At 38.5% G+C, this 20159-nt stretch carries 21 protein-coding genes; 10 read left to right on the forward strand and 11 right to left on the reverse strand.

Annotated elements, in window-relative coordinates:
- Window positions 1-18: 18 nt before the first annotated feature.
- Together L1283_RS03175 and L1283_RS03180 are read right to left on the reverse strand one after the other, a co-directional pair.
- Window positions 19-789 (reverse strand): succinate dehydrogenase cytochrome b subunit, encoded by a 771-nt coding sequence (locus tag L1283_RS03175; RefSeq protein WP_046674909.1) that lies wholly within the window; start codon window positions 787-789, stop codon window positions 19-21.
- 171 nt (window positions 790-960) lie between these two features.
- Window positions 961-1557 carry a porin family protein gene (locus L1283_RS03180; RefSeq protein WP_286848198.1) on the reverse strand — a complete coding sequence of 199 codons (597 nt, stop codon included), beginning with the start codon at window positions 1555-1557 and terminating at the stop codon, window positions 961-963.
- Between the two features lie 87 nt (window positions 1558-1644).
- Between L1283_RS03180 and L1283_RS03185 the strand changes: the two genes are divergently transcribed.
- From L1283_RS03185 to pruA, 6 genes are all read left to right on the forward strand, one after another.
- A complete protein-coding gene (locus L1283_RS03185; protein ID WP_070561956.1) occupies window positions 1645-1854 on the forward strand; it encodes a hypothetical protein in 210 nt (69 codons plus the stop codon).
- On the forward strand, window positions 1851-2192 hold the full coding sequence (locus L1283_RS03190; protein WP_182981019.1) for a tRNA-binding protein: 342 nt from the start codon (window positions 1851-1853) through the stop codon (window positions 2190-2192). Before L1283_RS03185 ends, L1283_RS03190 begins: the two co-directional genes overlap by 4 nt.
- Window positions 2193-2201: 9 nt before the next feature.
- Window positions 2202-2669, forward strand: a complete 468-nt coding sequence (locus L1283_RS03195) for a nucleoside deaminase (RefSeq protein WP_088160107.1) — start codon at window positions 2202-2204, stop codon at window positions 2667-2669.
- Window positions 2670-2770: 101 nt separating this feature from the next.
- A complete protein-coding gene (locus L1283_RS03200) occupies window positions 2771-3379 on the forward strand; it encodes a superoxide dismutase (protein WP_120333147.1) in 609 nt (202 codons plus the stop codon).
- Window positions 3380-3532: 153 nt separating this feature from the next.
- Window positions 3533-4192, forward strand: a complete 660-nt coding sequence (msrA, locus tag L1283_RS03205) for a peptide-methionine (S)-S-oxide reductase MsrA (RefSeq protein ID WP_182981020.1) — start codon at window positions 3533-3535, stop codon at window positions 4190-4192.
- A gap of 168 nt (window positions 4193-4360) precedes the next feature.
- Window positions 4361-5998: an L-glutamate gamma-semialdehyde dehydrogenase gene (gene pruA / locus L1283_RS03210; protein ID WP_075990900.1), complete on the forward strand. Its 1638-nt coding sequence runs from the start codon at window positions 4361-4363 to the stop codon at window positions 5996-5998.
- Window positions 5999-6061: 63 nt separating this feature from the next.
- On the opposite strand, the gene L1283_RS03215 is transcribed toward pruA, so the two are convergent.
- The 6 genes from L1283_RS03215 to L1283_RS03240 form a co-directional block, all read right to left on the reverse strand.
- A complete protein-coding gene (locus tag L1283_RS03215; protein WP_083663473.1) occupies window positions 6062-7243 on the reverse strand; it encodes a metallophosphoesterase family protein in 1182 nt (393 codons plus the stop codon).
- Window positions 7244-7262: 19 nt separating this feature from the next.
- Window positions 7263-8030 carry an endonuclease/exonuclease/phosphatase family protein gene (locus tag L1283_RS03220; RefSeq protein ID WP_429625744.1) on the reverse strand — a complete coding sequence of 256 codons (768 nt, stop codon included), beginning with the start codon at window positions 8028-8030 and terminating at the stop codon, window positions 7263-7265.
- A gap of 191 nt (window positions 8031-8221) precedes the next feature.
- Window positions 8222-9247, reverse strand: coding sequence for a recombinase RecA (recA, locus tag L1283_RS03225; RefSeq protein WP_046674918.1), 1026 nt, complete (start codon window positions 9245-9247; stop codon window positions 8222-8224).
- A gap of 67 nt (window positions 9248-9314) precedes the next feature.
- Window positions 9315-9992 carry an endonuclease III gene (gene nth / locus L1283_RS03230; protein ID WP_075994622.1) on the reverse strand — a complete coding sequence of 226 codons (678 nt, stop codon included), beginning with the start codon at window positions 9990-9992 and terminating at the stop codon, window positions 9315-9317.
- Window positions 9993-10157: 165 nt separating this feature from the next.
- Window positions 10158-10349, reverse strand: coding sequence for a hypothetical protein (locus tag L1283_RS03235; protein WP_153848161.1), 192 nt, complete (start codon window positions 10347-10349; stop codon window positions 10158-10160).
- A gap of 80 nt (window positions 10350-10429) precedes the next feature.
- A complete protein-coding gene (locus L1283_RS03240; protein WP_429625745.1) occupies window positions 10430-12055 on the reverse strand; it encodes a S8 family serine peptidase in 1626 nt (541 codons plus the stop codon).
- A gap of 324 nt (window positions 12056-12379) precedes the next feature.
- Between L1283_RS03240 and L1283_RS03245 the strand changes: the two genes are divergently transcribed.
- Window positions 12380-14485, forward strand: a complete 2106-nt coding sequence (locus L1283_RS03245; RefSeq protein WP_333886379.1) for a S9 family peptidase — start codon at window positions 12380-12382, stop codon at window positions 14483-14485.
- Between the two features lie 25 nt (window positions 14486-14510).
- On the opposite strand, the gene L1283_RS03250 is transcribed toward L1283_RS03245, so the two are convergent.
- Window positions 14511-14774 (reverse strand): hypothetical protein, encoded by a 264-nt coding sequence (locus L1283_RS03250; RefSeq protein ID WP_075990905.1) that lies wholly within the window; start codon window positions 14772-14774, stop codon window positions 14511-14513.
- Between the two features lie 575 nt (window positions 14775-15349).
- On the opposite strand from L1283_RS03250, the gene L1283_RS03255 reads away from it, so the two are divergent.
- From L1283_RS03255 to argC, 3 genes are all read left to right on the forward strand, one after another.
- Window positions 15350-16066: a GNAT family N-acetyltransferase gene (locus L1283_RS03255; RefSeq protein WP_070561978.1), complete on the forward strand. Its 717-nt coding sequence runs from the start codon at window positions 15350-15352 to the stop codon at window positions 16064-16066.
- Between the two features lie 161 nt (window positions 16067-16227).
- On the forward strand, window positions 16228-17412 hold the full coding sequence (argG, locus tag L1283_RS03260; protein WP_182981023.1) for an argininosuccinate synthase: 1185 nt from the start codon (window positions 16228-16230) through the stop codon (window positions 17410-17412).
- A 102-nt stretch (window positions 17413-17514) separates the two neighbouring features.
- Entirely contained in the window at window positions 17515-18528 is a 1014-nt protein-coding gene (argC, locus tag L1283_RS03265; RefSeq protein ID WP_145327158.1) for an N-acetyl-gamma-glutamyl-phosphate reductase, read from the forward strand.
- A gap of 186 nt (window positions 18529-18714) precedes the next feature.
- On the opposite strand, the gene L1283_RS03270 is transcribed toward argC, so the two are convergent.
- Both L1283_RS03270 and L1283_RS03275 read right to left on the reverse strand, forming a co-directional pair.
- Entirely contained in the window at window positions 18715-19401 is a 687-nt protein-coding gene (locus L1283_RS03270) for a hypothetical protein (RefSeq protein ID WP_157625882.1), read from the reverse strand.
- Between the two features lie 10 nt (window positions 19402-19411).
- The gene (locus tag L1283_RS03275) at window positions 19412-20134 is read right to left on the reverse strand and encodes an intradiol ring-cleavage dioxygenase (protein WP_075990909.1); all 723 of its coding nucleotides are present in this window, start codon (window positions 20132-20134) and stop codon (window positions 19412-19414) included.
- Between the last annotated feature and the right edge of the window lie 25 nt (window positions 20135-20159).

The raw sequence follows: 20159 nt of genomic DNA on the forward strand, positions 1-20159 counted from the left end.
ATCTTAAAAGATTCTGAATTATTTAAAGAAGAAAAACAATGGCATTATTGCAAAGCCAATTGGAATTAATACCCCAAATACCCAAACACCGATTGCTCTGATGATTCCAATATATCTTCTGTGGTTAAAACCTAAAGTTTGGAATGCAGATTGGAAACCATGAATTAAGTGGAATGCCAAAGCTGCCATCGCAATAACATACAAAGCTACCAATGCAACATTTTTGAATGCAAAGTCAACTTGCTTGTACAAATCTCTCGCTTTTAAGATTTGAACATTGTTTTCTACCGTTTCTTGGTAGTCGTGGAATTCAGAAGCTTGAAGTTCTCTCGCTGTGGTTTGTCCAGTTGCCAAATCAGTACGGTATTCGATGTACGGCACTTCATCATTGTGAAACTTCCACCAAAAATTAGACATGTGCGTAGCTAAGAATACTAAAATGACAGTACCTAAGATACCCATGTTGCGTGAATTCCACTTGCTGTTTGCTTGACCATCATATTTGGCATAACCAATAGGACGAGCGGCCTTGTTTTTCATCGACAATGTAATAGCGTAGATGACGTGAACAATTACCGAAGCATACAATAAGTAAGAAACAACTTTGATTGGTGTAAAGTGAGTCATAAAATAGGCGTACTTGTTGAACGCTAGACCCGCATCATCTTTAAATAATTGCAAGTTACCAACCAAGTGAACAACTAGGAATAAACATAGGAAGATTCCTGTTAAGCTCATGATTAGCTTCTTCCCAATCGAAGAACTGAAAACTGGCTTTGATTTACTCATTATCCTTGTAATTTAATTTGAATTAGGCAAATCTACTATTTGCTATTAAATATGATACCATTTTGACAAGAAAAAGCAATAATTTAGAACGGTTCTAAAGTTTATTGAAATAAAAAGTCCGTTTTGAATAAAAACGGACTTTTAAACAGTATATGAACAAGGTTTAAAGAACTATAGGATACTGAATAATCTATAGCCTAAACCGATACTCCACATGTTGATTTTGGGATTTGCCTGGCTCTCGTTGTTGACTTTGTTTAAGCCCATTTCATATCTTACATCAACACGTAAGCTTGAAATGTCAGCACCTACACCAAATGCCCAAGATGTACCACTTTTTTTGTAGTTATTTGGGTTCAATTGGTCAATGACTTGATCTTGCTTGTCATCGACTTTAAATGAAAATATTGGGCCAGTTTGAATCCTTGCTCCAATCGGACCTAAGCCAAAGCGTTTGCCTAATAATACTGGAACATCGACTGTTGTAAATTTTACATCTGTCGATTCGCCGTCCGGATTTGTTACTTTGGTGTTTTTACCTGTTAAATAAACCTCCGGCTGAATATGGAATCCCAATACACCAACACGTCCATAAAGACCTGCTTGGTAGCCTGCTTTCGTGTCAGAATTGAAATATTTTCCATCGCTTTTAAGTTTAGAGAAGTTCAAGCCTCCTTTTACACCCACCTCAAACCCTGGCAAAAGCTGCGCCTGTGCCGTTGCTACGCTACCACAAATCAAAAGTAATGCTGGTAAAATCTTTTTCATAATCTTTTATTTATGTATATATTGTATCTTTAAACAAACTTTTACAGTTCAGTAAAGATATACAAATTTTATACCTAAATCTGAGTTATGCTGAAAATTAACGAAGAACAGTGGCAAGTAGCCAAAGAAAAACTCCGTCGCAAGTACAACCACTTAAGTGATGAAGATTTAGCTTTTCAAGCAGGAGAGGAAGATAAACTGATCAATAGATTGTCTTTACGTTTGGGACGGAAGCCTTCCTATGTTTTATTTACGATAGGTAAAGAGATTCAGGATATTAGTAGCAACCGATTATGAGTGACGCCATTAGTTGGACCGACTTTGAGAAAGTGGATTTACGGGTAGGAACTATTTTAGAAGCAAAAGACTTTCCGAGAGCTAAAAAGCCAGCATATCAGTTGAAACTTGATTTTGGAGATGAAATTGGCATATTACAAAGTAGTGCCCAGATTACAGTACACTACAACAAAGAGGAGTTGATTGGGAAGCAAGTTGTCGCAGTTGTCAACTTTCCCAAAAAGCAGATTGCTAATTTCTTTTCTGAGTGTCTAGTGACCGGATTTTCGGACGAAAATGGAGATATTATTTTGACATCCGTCGACAAAAAATTACCAAATGGATCTAAACTTAGTTAAGTTTGTACCATGACATTTATAGATTTTGAAGGAACACAACTCATCGATAGTGACGAGTCGTTCATGCGTATGGCATTGAATGAAGCTAAGGTCGCTTACCAAGAGGGAGAGGTGCCTATTGGGGCAGTTATTGTTCATCGAGGACGTGTTATAGGGAAAGGTCATAATTTGACGCAGCGATTAAATGATGTGACAGCTCACGCTGAAATGCAGGCTTTTACAGCAGCAGCAAATTACCTTGGGGGCAAATACCTGGATGAATGTACATTATACGTTACCATTGAGCCTTGTATTATGTGTGCCGGAGCGGCCTATTGGACACATATTGGTAAAATAGTCTATGGAGCCAAAGATGAAAAGCGTGGCTATTCCCATTTTCACGATAAAATATTACACCCCAAAACTGTCATTACACATGGCGTTTTGCAGGAAGAATGTGCTGATTTGGTAAAATCATTTTTTCGTCAAAAACGGTAGGGAAATAATGGATTTATTGTAACACATAAAAACATAAACGTGTATATTGTGTTATATTTGTATGTATAAACGAAGTAATAAACATTTAAATTAAAATAGATATGGCATTTGAATTAGAAGCGTTACCATACGCAGCCGACGCATTGGAACCACATATTGACAAAACTACAATGGAAATCCACCATGACAGACACCATCAGGCATATGTGGATAACTTAAATAAAGCTATCGCAGGAACAGACGCAGAAAACTTATCCCTATTGGATATTATTAAAAATGTAAGTAAATACAGCGCAGCAGTACGTAATAATGGTGGTGGTCACTACAACCACTCTTTGTTTTGGAAGGTTTTAGGCCCAAATGCAGGTGGAGCTCCAACAGGTGAATTAGCTGAAGCAATCAATGCTACATTTGGTTCATTTGATGAGTTGAAAAAACAACTTCAAGCTGCTGGTGCCACTCGTTTTGGCTCAGGATGGGCTTGGTTAATTGTTGGTGCTGATGGTAAACTTGCAGTAACTTCTACACCAAACCAAGACAATCCATTGATGGATGTTGCTGAGGTAAAAGGTACGCCTATCTTAGGTATCGACGTTTGGGAGCATGCTTATTATTTGAAATTCCAAAATAAGCGTCCAGCGTATTTAGAGGAAATCTTTAATGTTATCAATTGGGATGCCGTAGCACAAAACTATGCTGCAGCTAAATAGTTGATCATTTGATAGAACAATAGAAAAGCGACAATAATAACTTATTGTCGCTTTTCTATTTTATAAACAAAACCTAGTTGGTATTTGTTTAGGGCATGAATTTAGCTCCAATAATTCAGGGAACATAAAAGGAAAGAAGAAGGGTAATTATTTATGAGAAATATTCTGATACTTTTAACAGCACTTTTTGTATTGAACTCCTGCCAGGGGCAGCAGCAGGGGCATCGGGTAAAGAAACCTGATTTCACCAAATTACCTGAAAAAAATACGGCGAGTTTGGATACGGCGACATTTGCTGCAGGATGTTTTTGGTGTACTGAGGCACAGTTTAAGGAGTTAGAGGGTGTTGTACATGTGGTTTCGGGATATACCGGTGGATGGGTAGCAAACCCAAGTTATGCGCAGGTTTGTACCGGGAGTACAGGGCACGCGGAAGCAACCAATATTATTTTTGATCCAAAAGTGATCAGCTACGATAAACTATTGGAGGCCTTTTTTGTAGCACACGATCCAACGGAGCTCAATCGTCAGGGAAATGATGTTGGCACCCAATATCGTTCGGCTATTTTTGTGCACAATAAAGAGCAGCTTGATAAGACGCAATATTATCTTTCGACGTTAGAAAAGGAGCATGTTTTCAATAAACCTATTGTAACCGAAGTAGTTCCGGCAACCGTATTTTATCCAGCAGAGGACTATCATCAAGATTATTATAGATTAAATGGAAAAGAACCATACTGCCAATTGGTGATTAAACCGAAATTGGAAAAATTTAAACGTATCTTTTCCAAGGTGCTCAAAGAAGGACAGTAACTTTGGGTATTCATAAAATTTGAGGTAATTTTACTTCTATTAACGCTATTTAGTGTCATGCTAACAGGTTGAAACCATGGTTTCTGATGAAAATAATGGAATGAACAAACTTGATCCCTTCATGATTCATAAATAGTATTTTTTGGATGAATAATTAATAATTGTAATATGTCTAAAGGATTTTTTACAGTTCCTGTTCCTACCAACGAACCGGTGTACACATACGCTGTCGGAACGAAAGAACGTAAATTGTTGAAAGCAGCAATTGATGAGGCACGTTCGAAACAAATCGATATCCCAATGTATATTGGTGGTAAAGAAATCACTACTTCTAAAAAAGTAAACTTAGCTCCTCCACATGACCACCAACATATTTTAGGTCAATACAATCAAGGCGATAAATCTCATGTAACAGATGCAATCAATGCAGCTTTAGCGGCGAAAAAGGATTGGGAAAATCTTACTTGGGAAGATCGTGCTGCGATATTCTTAAAAGCTGCTGAATTGATTTCAGGTAAATACCGTTATGAGTTGAATGCTGCTACAATGTTGGGACAATCGAAGAACCCATATCAGGCAGAAATTGATTCGGCATGTGAGATTGTAGATTTCTTGCGTTTCAATGTACAATACATGAGCGAAATCTATAAACAACAACCTCCTATATCAGGTAAAGGTGTGTGGAACCGTGTAGAACAACGTCCTCTTGAAGGTTTTGTATTTGCATTGACTCCATTCAATTTTACAGCGATTGCGGGTAATCTACCTTCCTGTGTCGCAATGATGGGGAATGTTGTGGTATGGAAACCATCCAATACCCAAATCTATTCAGCAAATGTATTGATGAAAATTTTCCGTGAAGCTGGTCTTCCGGATGGTGTTATCAACTTGGTGTATGTTTCAGGTCCTGACGCTGGTGATGTGATTTTCCAACACCCAGATTTCGCAGGTATCCACTTTACTGGTTCAACAGGAGTATTCCAGGATATCTGGAAGACGATCGGTAACAATATCCACCGTTATAAGACGTATCCACGTATTGTTGGTGAGACTGGTGGTAAGGATTTTATCGTTGTACACCCTTCGGCCGATTTAAAAGCTGCAAATACAGCTTTGGTTCGTGGTGCTTTCGAATACCAAGGTCAAAAATGTTCTGCGGCATCGCGTGCATACATTCCTAAATCCTTGTGGCCTGCATTGAAAGAATCTATGACGACTGACGTAAAATCTTTTACAATCGGTGGAACAGAAGATTTTACAAACTTTTTCAATGCTGTAATTGATGAGAAGTCATTTGATAAATTAGCGAAGTATATCGACAGAGCTAAAGAATCTAATGACGCAGAAATTGTAGTTGGTGGTACATACGATAAATCTAAAGGATATTTCATTCATCCAACAATCATTGAGGCTTCAAAACCAGATTACGAGACAATGGTTGAGGAATTGTTTGGACCTGTCCTGACCGTATATGTTTACGAGGATGCTAAGTTTGAAGAAACCTTAGATATTGTTGATACAACATCTATTTATGCCTTGACTGGATCAATCATTGCGCAAGATCGCTATGCCATTAATTTAGCAACAGATAAATTAAGACATGCCGCTGGTAACTTCTACGTGAATGATAAGTGTACAGGTGCTGTCGTAGGTCAACAACCGTTTGGTGGTGCTAGAGGCTCGGGTACAAACGACAAAGCGGGATCAATGATCAATTTGCTTCGTTGGGTGTCTCCTCGTACAATCAAAGAAACATTTAATCCAGATACAGATTATAGATACCCTTTCTTGGAAAAGGGAGAATAAGGAAGCTCGCATAGCAGCTTTCTTCAATCAAAATAGAAAAGGGCGCTTATTAAGCGCCCTTTTCTATTTCTTAAATAATCCCAGTTCTGTGCCATCGTCTCTAGTCATCCGTATGTTCAATGACTTGTTGTTCCCGGCTACATCGATGATAGTTCTTTTCCCAACTTTTGGACCTCCCCCTATAAATACAGGATAATTGTGGTCTTTATCTGCAGGGTAGTAGCCATATTGATGTGTATGACCAGAGATCATGGCATCAATTTTATATTTCTGAAACAAGGGATGGAAACATGCTCTGTTATTCAAGGTACCATGCCAGTCATCCGAATGAAAAATCGGTATATGGCTAATGACAACAGTGTGCTGTGCACTCTTTCTTTCCTTGGATTGTAGAACCTTTTCCAGCCATTGAGCCTGTTCTTTTCTGTAGTTATCATAATCGACTGTTCCGGCGTATACCTCATGATTGTCAGGCTTGTCTTCGCCACTGTCCAGCATGATCCAAAAAATAGGACCTCTTTTAAAGGCTTGGTAATACTTGTTGTCAGGATAACCAAAATATCTTTTGAAATTACGTGCGAAGGATCCCCTTGTCTCATGGTTTCCCCGATTCATAATGAATGGTTTTCCTGTCGCAAAAAATTCAATTGGCTTTAGTAGTTTCTCCGTAATATCTTGCTGATTGGTGACATAATGAAAGGAATCACCATTCAGTACAAAAAAATCGTAGGGTGAAATATCCTGATGCGGAATAAGGTCACGATAACTGCTTTTTTCCTCATGTACATCGTTATAGACAAGACAGCGAATCTGTTCTTGATTGTTCTTGGCTAATTTGGCCTCGAAAATAGGGGTTTCTATTTCTTGGCCGTATACGATTTTATAAGGATCGAATTTTTGCACTTCCTTCGCTTTGATGCGATAACGAAATGAACGCGGTGCGTCTTCAATTGTAAAATGAAAAAAATCAGTATTGGCATTGATCATCCCATCTTCGGATTGGTAGATCTTTTTTTGGACATTCCCTCCATTGTCCAGTATCTCGAGCCAAGCAAAGGCATCTTTGCTCAAAATCGTAAAAATACTGATTCCTGTTTCGGTTTGATTTTGTAGATAGGCAGGTACGACAAAACTGAACTCGCTTTCTGCCTCATTTGCGTCTTTTTCTTGCGCGACGCTTATATTAGGTAATGTAATCCCGGCCAGAGCCAAGGATTCTAAGAATCTTCTTCTGTTAAAATTCATATTTTAAGGTCACAAGTAGTTATTTAATGTTTATCTCGACATATAATGGCCGATGATCACTCGCATATTGTTCGTTCAGAATACGGTGGTTGGAGAACTTTGCGGCAGATGGTGTATTGATCATGATATAGTCGATTTCAGTAGTGGGTTTATCTTGAGGAAACGTAAATCCGTTAGCAATGCTGCTTTTTGTGAATATTTTGCTAAGTTCAGTAATTGCTGGATCATTGGGTTCGGAGTTCAAATCACCGACAAGGATGGTGGGTAGCTTTTCGTTTTTGAAACGCTGGGTGATGAATTTTGCCTGTTCGATTTTGTTTTTGTCTTTCAGGTCAAGGTGTGTATTTGCAAATAAGAGTTTCCTTTTGTGTATCGTGACTTCGATTACAGATAAACTACGTGTTTCGCTTTCCACAGGGGAAGGTAGAAAGTGTTTCTCTACACGTTCAATTGGATTTTTTGATAAGATGGCGGTACCATATTCACCTTTATCCAGGTCTATCCCTTTGGAAAAGATATAGTGCATGCCTGTTAATTCGGCTAATTTTTTGGCTTGATTTTCAAAGTATGATCTACCGAGATTGACATCGATTTCCTGAAGACCTACGAGGTCAGCTTTTGAATTTTTAATAATTTTGGCAATTGTGTCAAGGTTGACAACTGATTCTTTTTCGGTGGGTGGGTTTCCGTGGTGGATATTAAAGGAGAGTATGCGTATCGTTTGTGCATGTAGATGAAATACTGAGCCTAGCAGTATTAAAAGAAATAGAATTAGTTTACGATTCATTGTTTATATTAAGTTTAGCATTGGATGTCAGGCGTTTTTGGCTCGACCTGCTAAAATTAATAAAATCTATTAGTACAAATTGAAAACTTTGGACATGTAACAAAATAATCATCTAAGCACTTGAATTTTCGTAAAAAAAATAGCCATCCTAAACAGGATGGCTACCTACATTATACTAATTTTTACAGCAACTAGTCTTCGTTTTCCTCGATGTTAAGCATTGGATCTTCTCCTGTCACTTCAGCACGGATTTTAGCTTCAAGTTCGTCCATTAAATCTGGATTGTCGAATAATAAGGCTTTAACAGCATCTCGACCTTGTCCTAATTTGGTCTCCCCATAGCTAAACCAAGAGCCTGCTTTTTTAATAATACCATATTCAACACCTAGATCAATGATTTCACCTACTTTAGAGATACCTTCACCAAAGATGATATCAAATTCCGCTATGCGGAACGGAGGTGCAACTTTATTTTTTACAATCTTCACTTTTACGCGGTTACCCGATACTTCATCAGAATCTTTGATTTGTGATGTGCGACGGATATCTAAACGTACAGAAGCGTAGAATTTTAATGCATTACCACCAGTTGTTGTTTCTGGGTTGCCAAACATCACACCAATTTTTTCACGCAATTGGTTGATGAAAATACAACAACAGTTTGTTTTTGAAATTGTACCTGTCAACTTACGTAAAGCTTGTGACATCAAACGAGCTTGAAGCCCCATTTTAGAATCACCCATTTCGCCTTCGATCTCACCTTTTGGCACCAAAGCGGCAACGGAGTCAATAACAATAACGTCGATTGCACCAGAACGGATTAGGTTATCAGCAATTTCTAAACCTTGCTCACCATTATCTGGTTGAGAAATCAATAAATTTTCTACATCTACGCCTAATTTTTGAGCGTAATATTTATCAAAAGCATGCTCAGCATCAATGATTGCTGCAATACCGCCTTTTTTTTGTGCTTCGGCAACAATGTGAGTTGCTAAGGTAGTTTTACCTGAAGATTCAGGTCCATATATTTCAATGATACGGCCTTTTGGTACACCGCCAATTCCTAAGGCGATATCCAAGCCTAGAGATCCTGTAGAAATAGCTTCGATCGGCTCAACAGCAGTATCACCTAATTTCATAATTGAACCTTTTCCAAAGTTCTTTTCCAATTTATCTAACGTCAGCTGTAAAGCTTTTAGTTTATCTGTGTTGCTCATATTTTTAGTATATATTTCTCAAAATTAAAAATTAAAAATCATAAACCAAATATTTTCACTAAAAAAATTAGTTTTTTGTCTCTGGTATAGCTGAGACACTTTTTATATGGTGATTTTTTTCAAAGTATTTGCACATATAAGTGATCGGGCATTTCTCACACAGTGGCTTTCGGGCCAGGCATATATAACGCCCGTGTAAGATAAGCCAATGATGGGCAATGGCAATCGTATCTTTAGGTAGATTTTTTACCAATTGTTTTTCCACAGCTAATGGTGTTGTTGCACGATAAGTTAGCCCAAGACGGTTTGCAACACGAAAAACATGGGTATCTACGGCCATAGCGGGATTATGATAAACAACAGAGGAAATGACATTAGCAGTTTTTCGACCTACACCTGGAAGTTTCACAAGATCCTCAATTTTTTCGGGTACAATATTGTCGAACTTTTCAATCAGTAGCTGAGCCATCCCCACAAGGTGTTTGGCCTTGTTATTCGGATAGCTTACAGATCGTATATAGCTAAACACCTCGTCTACGCTGGAAGCTGCCAAGCTGTGTGCATCTGGGTAGCGTGCAAACAATTTGGGCGTGACTTGGTTGATCCTTTTATCTGTACACTGTGCAGATAAAATAACGGCAACCAGTAATTCAAAGGGATTACTATAGTTGAGTTCTGTCTGTGCGTCAGGACTATTTTTGGAGAAATAATCTACGAAAGCCTTGTATCGTTCTTGTTTTAACATCGGTTCAAAACTAGCCAAAATTTCCATCAAAAAAGAAATTTTGAAACCTAGTAAAAGGAGAATAATCTGATTTTAGTTTGTGGAAGGTAAGGCGAGTCACAGCTGTTTTACACTATAGCTGATCATGGATGTCGTAAGGTGAAAAAGAAAGGCCTAATCTCTAGATTAGGCCTTTCTTTTTTCTAGTTGTTTAGAATATGCAAGGATATTCTCAACACATCTTTTGCTTGGATGAAGCAACATTTTTGGTAATTGAAGTTTCAATTCATTTTCTATGTCCTCGTCTGTCATTACCTTTTCGTTTTGGGTTAGCAAATTTTGAACTTCGTTTTCTGATTGGGTAAAGTTTTCTACCATAAGCATCTGTTGTTTTGTCTCTGTAAGTTAATTAATTAAACGGACAAAAGATAGTTTTGGTATAAAAAACGAGAAAATATTTATTTTTTCTTTCTGTTAGTATATTCCTCTGCTTTTATAATAGCGTTATATGCATTAACGATTCCTCCAGTGACCGAAATGTCTGCTAATCGAACCGTTTTGCTGGCATCTTCACCAACTTTTACCTGTACCAGTTGATTCGGCTTTTCTACCGATTCCATAATAATTTGTTTCGTTTCCACAGCGCTCAAATTAGGGTAATAAGAACGAATCATGGCGGCCAGACCAGCGACAACGGGAGCAGCCATACTTGTGCCCTGTTCTTCTTTATACTTGGAATCTGGTACCGTTGAGTTGATGTGGACGCCAGGCGCGAAAACATCGACAGTTTTTTTACCATAATTGGAAAAATCGGCTAATAGTTCATTGTCCAAATGAAGGCCGGTTGCACCCACTGTGATCCAAGCATTAGCAACCCCGGTTGTATCACCTTTTACATCCGTATAATACTTCATCGGAAAATTAGGCTCTATATCGTTATCTTCACTGTCATTCCCTGCGGCATGTACCATCAGGACATCTTTGGATTCAGCATATTTGATGGCATCGTCTACGGCCTGTTTATTATAGGCATAACTTTTCCCAAAGCTCATGTTAAGTACTTTAGCGCCATTGTCTGCTGCATAGCGAATGGCATTTGCGACGTCTTTATCACGTTCATCACCATCGGGGACAAGTCTAACTGTGAGTATTTTAACATTGTCCGCTACGCCGTTGATACCAACATTATTATTACGTTTTGCACCAATGATTCCAGCGACATGGCTACCATGTAATGCGTCCGGTCCTTTTACATCTGCATTTCCGTAGTATCGCTCTGAAGCATCTTCATAATTATCTCCAACAATAGGTCGAGAATCGTATGCTTTGTTTAAATGATAATCAACTTGATTGTTGAAATATTTTGCACCTTCGGTGATATCATCAAAAAATTTGGCGAAGCCGCCGTTGTTGATTTCATCCTTTGCATAGCCAAGTGCGATACGTTGCGTGTTTGTGGTTGCTTTGAAATTGTCTATATCCTCCTGTGTGATATCTTCGGGCTTTTTACCTATTTCACGTACCACAGCGTCTATGTTACGTTTGAGCGCATCGTAGGAAAATTGGCCCATCTTAGCTTCTTCTAGCTTGTTTTTATATTTGGCAAGCATCTTTTGATAACTAGCGAAAGATTTTCGACCAGCTTCATTGAGTTCTGTTGCCGCTGTGATGTTTGCAAACTTTTTGTCCAGAACCCTAAGCTGTCTTGTCAATTCCAGGTTATCGAACTGAACGTCCTTTCCATCGGCGTTTCCAATAAAATTCCAGCCGTATTTATCATTAATATAGCCATTACCATCATTATCTATACCATTCGTGAGACTATCTTTCGTATTGATCCACACAACATCTTTGAGATCCTCGTGATAAACATCAACACCTCCATCCAATACCCCAACAATGATTGGAGTAGATTTTCTTCCTTTCAATAACGTTTTATATGTTTTTTCGGTACTGATTCCCATGACCCCATCTGTTTTATAATCCAAATTGAACCAATTTGCTGGAATGGTATCGGATTGTCCGAAAGAGATAAGGGGCAATGCGCCCAAAGTAAGTAGATATAGTGATTTTCTTAAATTCATATGTACAAAATTCTTGATAGGTGTTCCGCTTTCATTTGTATCAAAGAACGCGTTCCACCTGATTATTCTCTCCTGTTTATTTAAATTTTCTTCATGAGCGTGTAAGCTCGCATATTCCTGCCTATAGCAGAATAGCAAAGATAATGCTAATGCCTCTTCTGAACTGTTAATTTTTATTAAAAGTATTTATAATCCATATCTCTTAGCAAATTGTTGACGAAATATCTTAAATTCAAACCATTTCAAGGAGTTTCCTGTGTTAGTTGATTGATCCAGGTAGCAGAATAAGAAAGTATGTATATTGAGTAGCATATAAGAAAACGAATGCAACAAAATAAGAAAATAGTTTGGCCTAATGTGATGGCCCCAGTGGCAGCAATTTACCCTCATGTCAGAAAGATACATGATGATACTGTGCAAGATGATTATTACTGGATGATTGATTACTTTAAAAAAGGAGAAAAATCGCAAGAAGTTATTGACTATCTGGAAGAGGAAAACAATTATACCAATTTAATGCTTCAAGATACCGAAGATTTACAGGAAAATCTTTTTGATGAATTGAAATCCCGGATTAAGGAAAAGGACGAGTCTGTGCCTTATTACAAAAATGGCTACTATTATTATAGCCGGACGGAAGAGGGAAAACAATATTTTAAATTCTGTCGGAAAAAGGGGACACTGGAGGGCGAAGAGGAAGTGCTGTTGGATGTAGATCAGCTTGCCGAAGGGCATGCATATTATACGGCAAAAGGATTTTCTGTTAGTCCGGATAATCGTTTGCTTGCCTTTAGTGTGGATACTGTCTCTCGGAGAGAATATACCATATTTATCAAAAATATCGAGACCGGAGAAATCTATCCCGACCAGATAAAGAATACAGAGGGAGCCGCTATTTGGGGAAATGATAATCGAACCTTGTTCTATACGGCCAAGAATCCTGTTACCTTGCTTAGTGAAAAGATTATGCGACATACACTGGGGGGCGATCCGGCAGCAGATGTGCTTGTGTATGAAGAAAAAGATAACACAAATTATATCGGAGTTGGTAAATCCAAAAATGGAAAATATGTTATGATCAATTCTGAAGGGACATTATCCTCAGAAATTTGGTTATTAAATGCTGACTCACCGCAATCGGAATTTCGTATTTTTCAGCCTAGGATACAGGATGTTCTCTATTCGGTTGTTGCATTGGAAGATCGGTTCTTAATACTTACCAATGATGGAGCTATTAATTTCCGAATCATGCAATGTCCCTTAGATCGTACAGATCGCAGCCACTGGCAGCCATTCATAGACCATCGACCGGATGTATTGGTCAGCGATATTGAAGAGTTTAAGGATTTTCTGGCGATTGCTGAAAGGAAAAATGGATTGACCCAATTGGCAATTTATAATTTAAAGAGTCAGCATCAGCACTATTTGGATTTCGGAGAAGTTGCCTATACGGTATACCCGGGTATTAATGTTGAATACAACAGTGATAAGTTACGATATGGCTATACTTCTTTAGTGACACCAAGCTCAGTCTATGAATATGATATGGCTAAGCAGAAGAAAATATTATTAAAGCAACAGGAGATTTTGGGAGGGTATGACCAAACCGCGTATATCACCGAACGTGTTTTTGCAACAGCAAGAGATGGTGTTCAAGTGCCCATCTCTATTGTTTATAAAAAGGGAACCAAACTTGATGGTTCAGCTCCATTATTGCAATATGCCTACGGATCTTATGGTGCGTCGATGGATCCCACTTTTTCGAGCAATCGACTAAGTCTGTTGGATCGTGGATTTATCTATGCCTTGGCACATATCAGAGGCGGTGAGGAAATGGGGCGCCAATGGTATGAAGATGGAAAAATGATGCACAAGATGAATACCTTTTATGATTTTGTGGATTGTGGTAAATACCTGATTGATCAACATTATTGTATGCCCGAACATCTCTATGCGCAAGGGGGAAGTGCCGGAGGTTTGCTGATGGGTGTAATCGCTAATATTGCGCCTGAGCAATATCATGGCATAATAGCTCAGGTACCATTTGTAGATGTGGTGAATACCATGTTGGATGATACAATACCGTTGACTACAAATGAGTATGATGAATGGGGTAACCCCAATGAGAAGGAAGCCTATTATTATATGAAGGCCTATTCTCCATATGAAAACATTGAAGCAAAAGAATACCCTAATTTATTGGTCACAACCGGGCTGCACGATAGTCAGGTGCAGTATTTTGAACCAGCAAAATGGGTAGCAAAACTGAGAGCTACTAAAATAGGAGATGCGGTTTTACTGTTAAAAACAGATATGGATTATGGTCATGGTGGTGCATCTGGTCGATTTGACTATTTAAAGGAAATTGCATTGGAATATGCTTTTCTCTTTAAATTGGAAGGGATTATTCCAATTTATACAAATGAATAATAAAAAAGCGGCTAATGCCGCTTTTTTATTGTTGAGCATGATTAATGCTATCCTGTTGTTTTTGTAAACGCTCTTCCCGCTCGATCTCTCTAGAGTCGATCTGATGCTGTTGATAATTGTCCATGGCCACTTTACTGGCTTTCTGCGATACGTAGATCGCTAATAGGGCAACAATAGTAATGATTGCTATTCCCCAGGCATATTTATGTTTGTCCTGTTTGACGAGCCAATACATAAAGATAATGTAAGGGACGGCAAAAATAATATAGAAAATTAAACTCGGTGACATACTATTCTCCATTAAATGATCCCTACAAAAGTATCGTTTTTGACTAAAAATAACGAACCGATAGAAAAAACAACAATTTCAATTGATAAAGCCTTAAACCTTTATCCGTTTTATTGTCAAATTAATATCGCTAATGTGATCGTTCTATTACCGACTTGTTGTGGATTAATTGCTTGAAAATGAAGCTTACAGGAAGGTTTTGACGGTGGATTGTAAATTTTTAATTTTTGCAAAAAATCAATGAGAATATTGTGGAAAAGAAAAAAATATTTTTATACATTTGCATCGTCAGAAACAATTGACAGAGCATAAAAAAATGAAACAGAACAAAAAGAACGATTATTCTTATATTCAAACTTTTGAGAAGTTTATGAAGAAGGTCTTTTGTGCTTTCATTTTTGTAGAAATACCTGTTTTACGCCTCCGACGACCTATACTACCTCGGGCTTGATTTGAGGTAGTGAATCTTTCCAAGCAAGACCATGATTGTCCGATGGTTTTGAATCCATTATTTTAATTTATTTAGTAACAAAACACGACAGTAGTTGTTGTTTTATTATTAGGGTCGTAAGTCAATGACTATATCAGATTTTTTAATTATCCCGGCTAAACCTGAGCATGCACATTATGCAGAGGTTATTTGCGACGAAATGTTCGAGTCTGCAAAGGCTCGTGGTACTGGTATTGCGCGTCGTAAACCAGAATACGTTGCCAACAAGATGAATGAAGGTAAAGCAGTGATTGCTTTACATAGAGATGGCCGATGGGCAGGTTTTTGTTATATAGAAACTTGGGGGCATGGTGATTATGTCGCTAACTCAGGTTTGATTGTCAATCCCGAATTCAGAAAAGTCGGTTTGGCAAAAGCAATCAAAAAAAGAGTCTTTGAGCTTTCACGTGAGAAATACCCTAAAGCGAAGATCTTTGGTTTGACAACCGGATTCGCCGTGATGAAAATCAATTCAGAACTGGGCTATGAACCGGTTCCCTATTCCGAATTGACTTCCGATGATGAATTCTGGAAAGGCTGTCAAAGCTGCGTGAATTATGAGATCCTGATGAGTAAAGACCGTAAAAACTGTATGTGTACCGCCATGCTTTGGGATCCCGAAGAGAAAGAACGTGAATTGCGGGAGAAGATCCAGCGCAAGCATGAAGCGAAAGAACGTTTGGAAAGAATTACACAAAAACAGTCTCTGCTAAAGCGTATACAGGCGAAGTTTTGGAAATCGGCCAATAAATTTATTGCTGTCAATTTTCCGAAGCATAACAAAGTCGCAAAAGGATATTAAGCTAAGGCTGAGCGATTATATTGAAAATAGATGTAACAGGTAACTGAAGATGTTCGTAATAACAAGATCAGTTCAAGGTTCTCTCAACATAATAATAAAAAACCGAGTGAAACGAGCTTAAATCAGCCGTTGAAAACAAACACTCATAAAATAACATTCTAATGAAAAAAGTAGTTTTAGCATTTAGTGGCGGATTAGATACTTCATTCTGTTGTATTTATCTTACACAAGATTTAGGTTTAGAAGTTCATTCCGTAGTTGTAAATACAGGTGGTTTTTCGGATGAAGAATTAAAAAATATTGAAGAACGTGCTTATGCTTTAGGTGTGAAATCACATACAGCTATAGACGAAACGGCAGACTATTACCGCGAAACTATTAAATTTTTGATTTTTGGCAATGTGTTAAAAAATGCGACTTATCCATTGTCAGTATCTGCTGAGCGTGTATGCCAAGCAACCGCAATTGCAAACTACGCAAAGAAAATTGGCGCTGAATGTGTTGCTCATGGATCTACAGGTGCAGGAAACGACCAAGTACGTTTCGATATGATTTTCCAGACCCTGATTCCAGGAGTGGAAATTATCACCCCAATCCGTGATCTACAATTGTCGCGTGAAGCCGAAATAGAATATTTGAATAAGCATGGTGTAGAGTATTCTGCTGAAAAAGCAAAATACTCCATCAATAAAGGTCTTTGGGGTACTTCTGTTGGTGGAGCAGAAACATTGACATCCAACCAATACTTACCAGAGTCGGCATGGCCAACTCCAGTGACTTCTTCAGAGCCGCAACAAATTACAATCGATTTTGAAAAAGGAGAGCCTATTGCATTAAATGGTGAGAAAATGGCTTCCGTTAGAGTGATTCAAGAATTACAGACAATAGCTCAACCATACGGTATTGGCCGTGATATCCACGTTGGTGATACAATCATTGGTATCAAAGGCCGTGTGGGTTTTGAAGCCGCTGCTTCTGTCATTTTAATCAAGGCACATCATGCCTTAGAAAAACATACCTTAACTAAATGGCAATTGTCCTGGAAAGATCAAATCGCTGCTTTCTACGGAAATTATATGCACGAAGGCCAAATGCACGATCCCGTTATGCGTGATATCGAAGCATTCTTGCAATCCTCACAAGAAACAGTGACTGGCCGAGTGATTGTTGAACTTCACCCATACCGTTTTGTCGTCATTGGTGTCGAGTCTGAACACGATTTGATGTCCAATAAATTCGGCAGCTATGGTGAAATGAATAAGGGCTATACAGGTGACGATGTGAAAGGTTTCTCCAAAATTTTTGGAAATCAAACCATCATTTGGCACAAAGTGAATAAAAAATAAGCCGTGTTTTATGCCATGTATTTTTTCTTAAAGTAAACTTGATAAGAAAAAGTACATGGCATGATAGGTGATAACGCATACCTAAATTCTAAATTCAAAAAAATGATAAGAGTAGGAATAATTGGTTCGGCAGGATATACTGGTGGTGAATTATTACGTGTATTGATTTATCATCCTGAGGTGGAAATCGTATTTGCTAATAGCGCTTCCAATGCAGGAAATAAGTTATATGAAGTTCACAATGATCTATTTGGTGATACTGAATTGACCTTCTCTTCGGACTTTCACTCAGCTATTGATGTATTGTTCTTATGTGTTGGTCATGGTGATGCACGCAAATTTTTAGATGCAAATCCAATCGATGCATCCGTGAAGATTATTGATCTCTCACAAGATTATCGTCTTCGTGCGAATACAGCTTTCCAAGGTCAACAATTCGTGTATGGGCTTCCGGAACTAAACAAAGAGGCAATCAAAACGGCTCAGTATATTGCTAATCCAGGATGCTTTGCAACAAATATCCAATTGGCTTTATTGCCATTAGCGAGTAAAGGCTTATTACCTGATCAAATCCATGTTAATGCAACGACTGGATCAACAGGGGCAGGACAAAAACCAGGTGCAACAACGCATTTCTCCTGGCGTAACAATAACCTTTCTGCTTACAAATCTTTTGAACACCAGCATTTGCAGGAAATTTCAGAGTCCTTGGATCAGCTACAAGCGGGATTTTTGCCGGTGTCAGACGGATCATTGTTGGAACGTGCTGCTGCAAAAATTAATTTTGTTCCTCAACGTGGCGATTTTGCCCGCGGAATTTTTTCGGCAATTTATGTAGACACCGATTTGTCTGAAGAGCAGGCCTACGCATTGTATGACAGCTATTATGCCGCTCACCCTTTTACACATGTCAGTCCTAAAAATATTGACCTCAAACAGGTCGTTAATACAAATAAAAGTATTATCCACCTCGAAAAGCACGGAAATAAGCTCCTTATTTTAAATGCGACCGATAATTTGCTGAAAGGAGCATCTGGTCAAGCTGTACAAAATATGAACTTAATGTTCGGTTTAGACGAGCGTACAGGATTAAACTTGAAAAGCGTTGGTTTTTAGCCATTTTTAAAATATTAAACAGCAATATCAACAAGTTGTGAGTAACTTGAGGGATCACCTTAAAAGCGAAATGAGGTTTTCAACATTTTATTAACATCGTGTGGAAAAGTGAAGGGTAGACCCTTCACTTTTTTATGTTTATCGTGGTCGTTATTTTGGAAATCATCGTTTTTTAAATCTATTCCGTTAGAAACACAAAACCACCAAAAGGCCAGTTGCCGATAAGCATTCGATGTCTAAATTTTTTGAATCTGGTAGATAAAGACCATCAGATGGATAAAGAATACGTTCTTCAACTTCAAAATTACCATCTAATGCAAATGCAAATGCGCTTTTTTGGTCTTGGCCAATCTGTAATTCAAAATCATGTTTTCCGGCAAATGCACCGAAGTAGAACTGAAAATCAGTAGCTAAGTCGGTGCCTACAGGATACATCTTGTTTTTCTCAAACGAAGATGAAAGTGGAAGATTCGCAATATGAGGTAGTGTAGGAGTGTTTATTGCCGAATTAAGCACAAATTCTTGAAAGATCGCAGGCTCCCCAACTTCGGATGATGCCTTTATGTGAATTGCCGTATTATTTTCAAAATTGTGTACTAAGATTGTTCCGACAGGAACGGTATAGGTTTGGCCATCCATCGTCACGAGTAGATCCCCAACCAAAGGAATCAAAAATGAGACTGTATCCTGATTGGTCGGGAGTTCCAAAGTCTCTTGAAGCGCGACTTGCCAGCTATTGACTTGTTGCAACCGGCCAATAGCCTCCCGGTGAGGAGCAGCAAAGGAGCCATAATTGAGTGTGCTCCTGACTAAATGTGTTCCGATTGATGTTTCCCCTCGCTGTTCCGCGATATAGATTCTAATATCCTGCATGATCAGGCTGTTAAGCATTAACATGAATCGTCATTTTCATTTGGAAACCTTCAGATAAGGATCCTGTGACCGTAGACATTTCTTTGGTAACACCATCGCTGAATACGTTGTCATTGGCATTATAGGTATATCCTGAAACACCTTTTTTGTAACCATAAGAAGAACCTGTGTTATTGACTTCAAGACACAGACTATCTTGAAAGGCGATTTGCGTCACTAATAGCGATTTACCTGTAGCATCATATACATGAACGTGAATATGTGTTGCTCGACCTTGATACCAGCCCGGAAAGATGGTTTGGAAAGAAACAAGTCCATTGGCATTCGTAACTTGTCTACCGCGGTACCAATTGACAGACTGGTAGTTGCTGGATTGCATCTGTGTTCCGCCATATTGGGAATAGTTACCTTCCACATCACAATGCCAAATATCCACTAAAGCTCCTTCTAGTGCCGCACAGCTATTGTTTGTATTAACAATGGTAATTAAACCGAGCATATTCGCCCCAATACCATCACCTTTGCGTATATCTGATCGGACATAACTTGAAGGTGTTTTTGTCGGAAAAGGCCCTTCGGTTTCCGAAGGTGTTACACTGCAGCTTGAATCGACATTTACGTCAGTGCCCTCATCCGTAATTGATGTGGTATCGTCTTTCTTGCAAGCTGCCCAGACCATTGGCCCTGAAAATGCGAGCAATGATAGGGTTTTTATAAAATTTTTGCGTTCCATATCTCTTCTTTTTTATTTATGGAAG

The sequence above is a fragment of the Sphingobacterium sp. HSC-15S19 genome, assembly GCF_050433745.1.
In the GTDB taxonomy this organism is placed as follows: domain Bacteria; phylum Bacteroidota; class Bacteroidia; order Sphingobacteriales; family Sphingobacteriaceae; genus Sphingobacterium; species Sphingobacterium siyangense.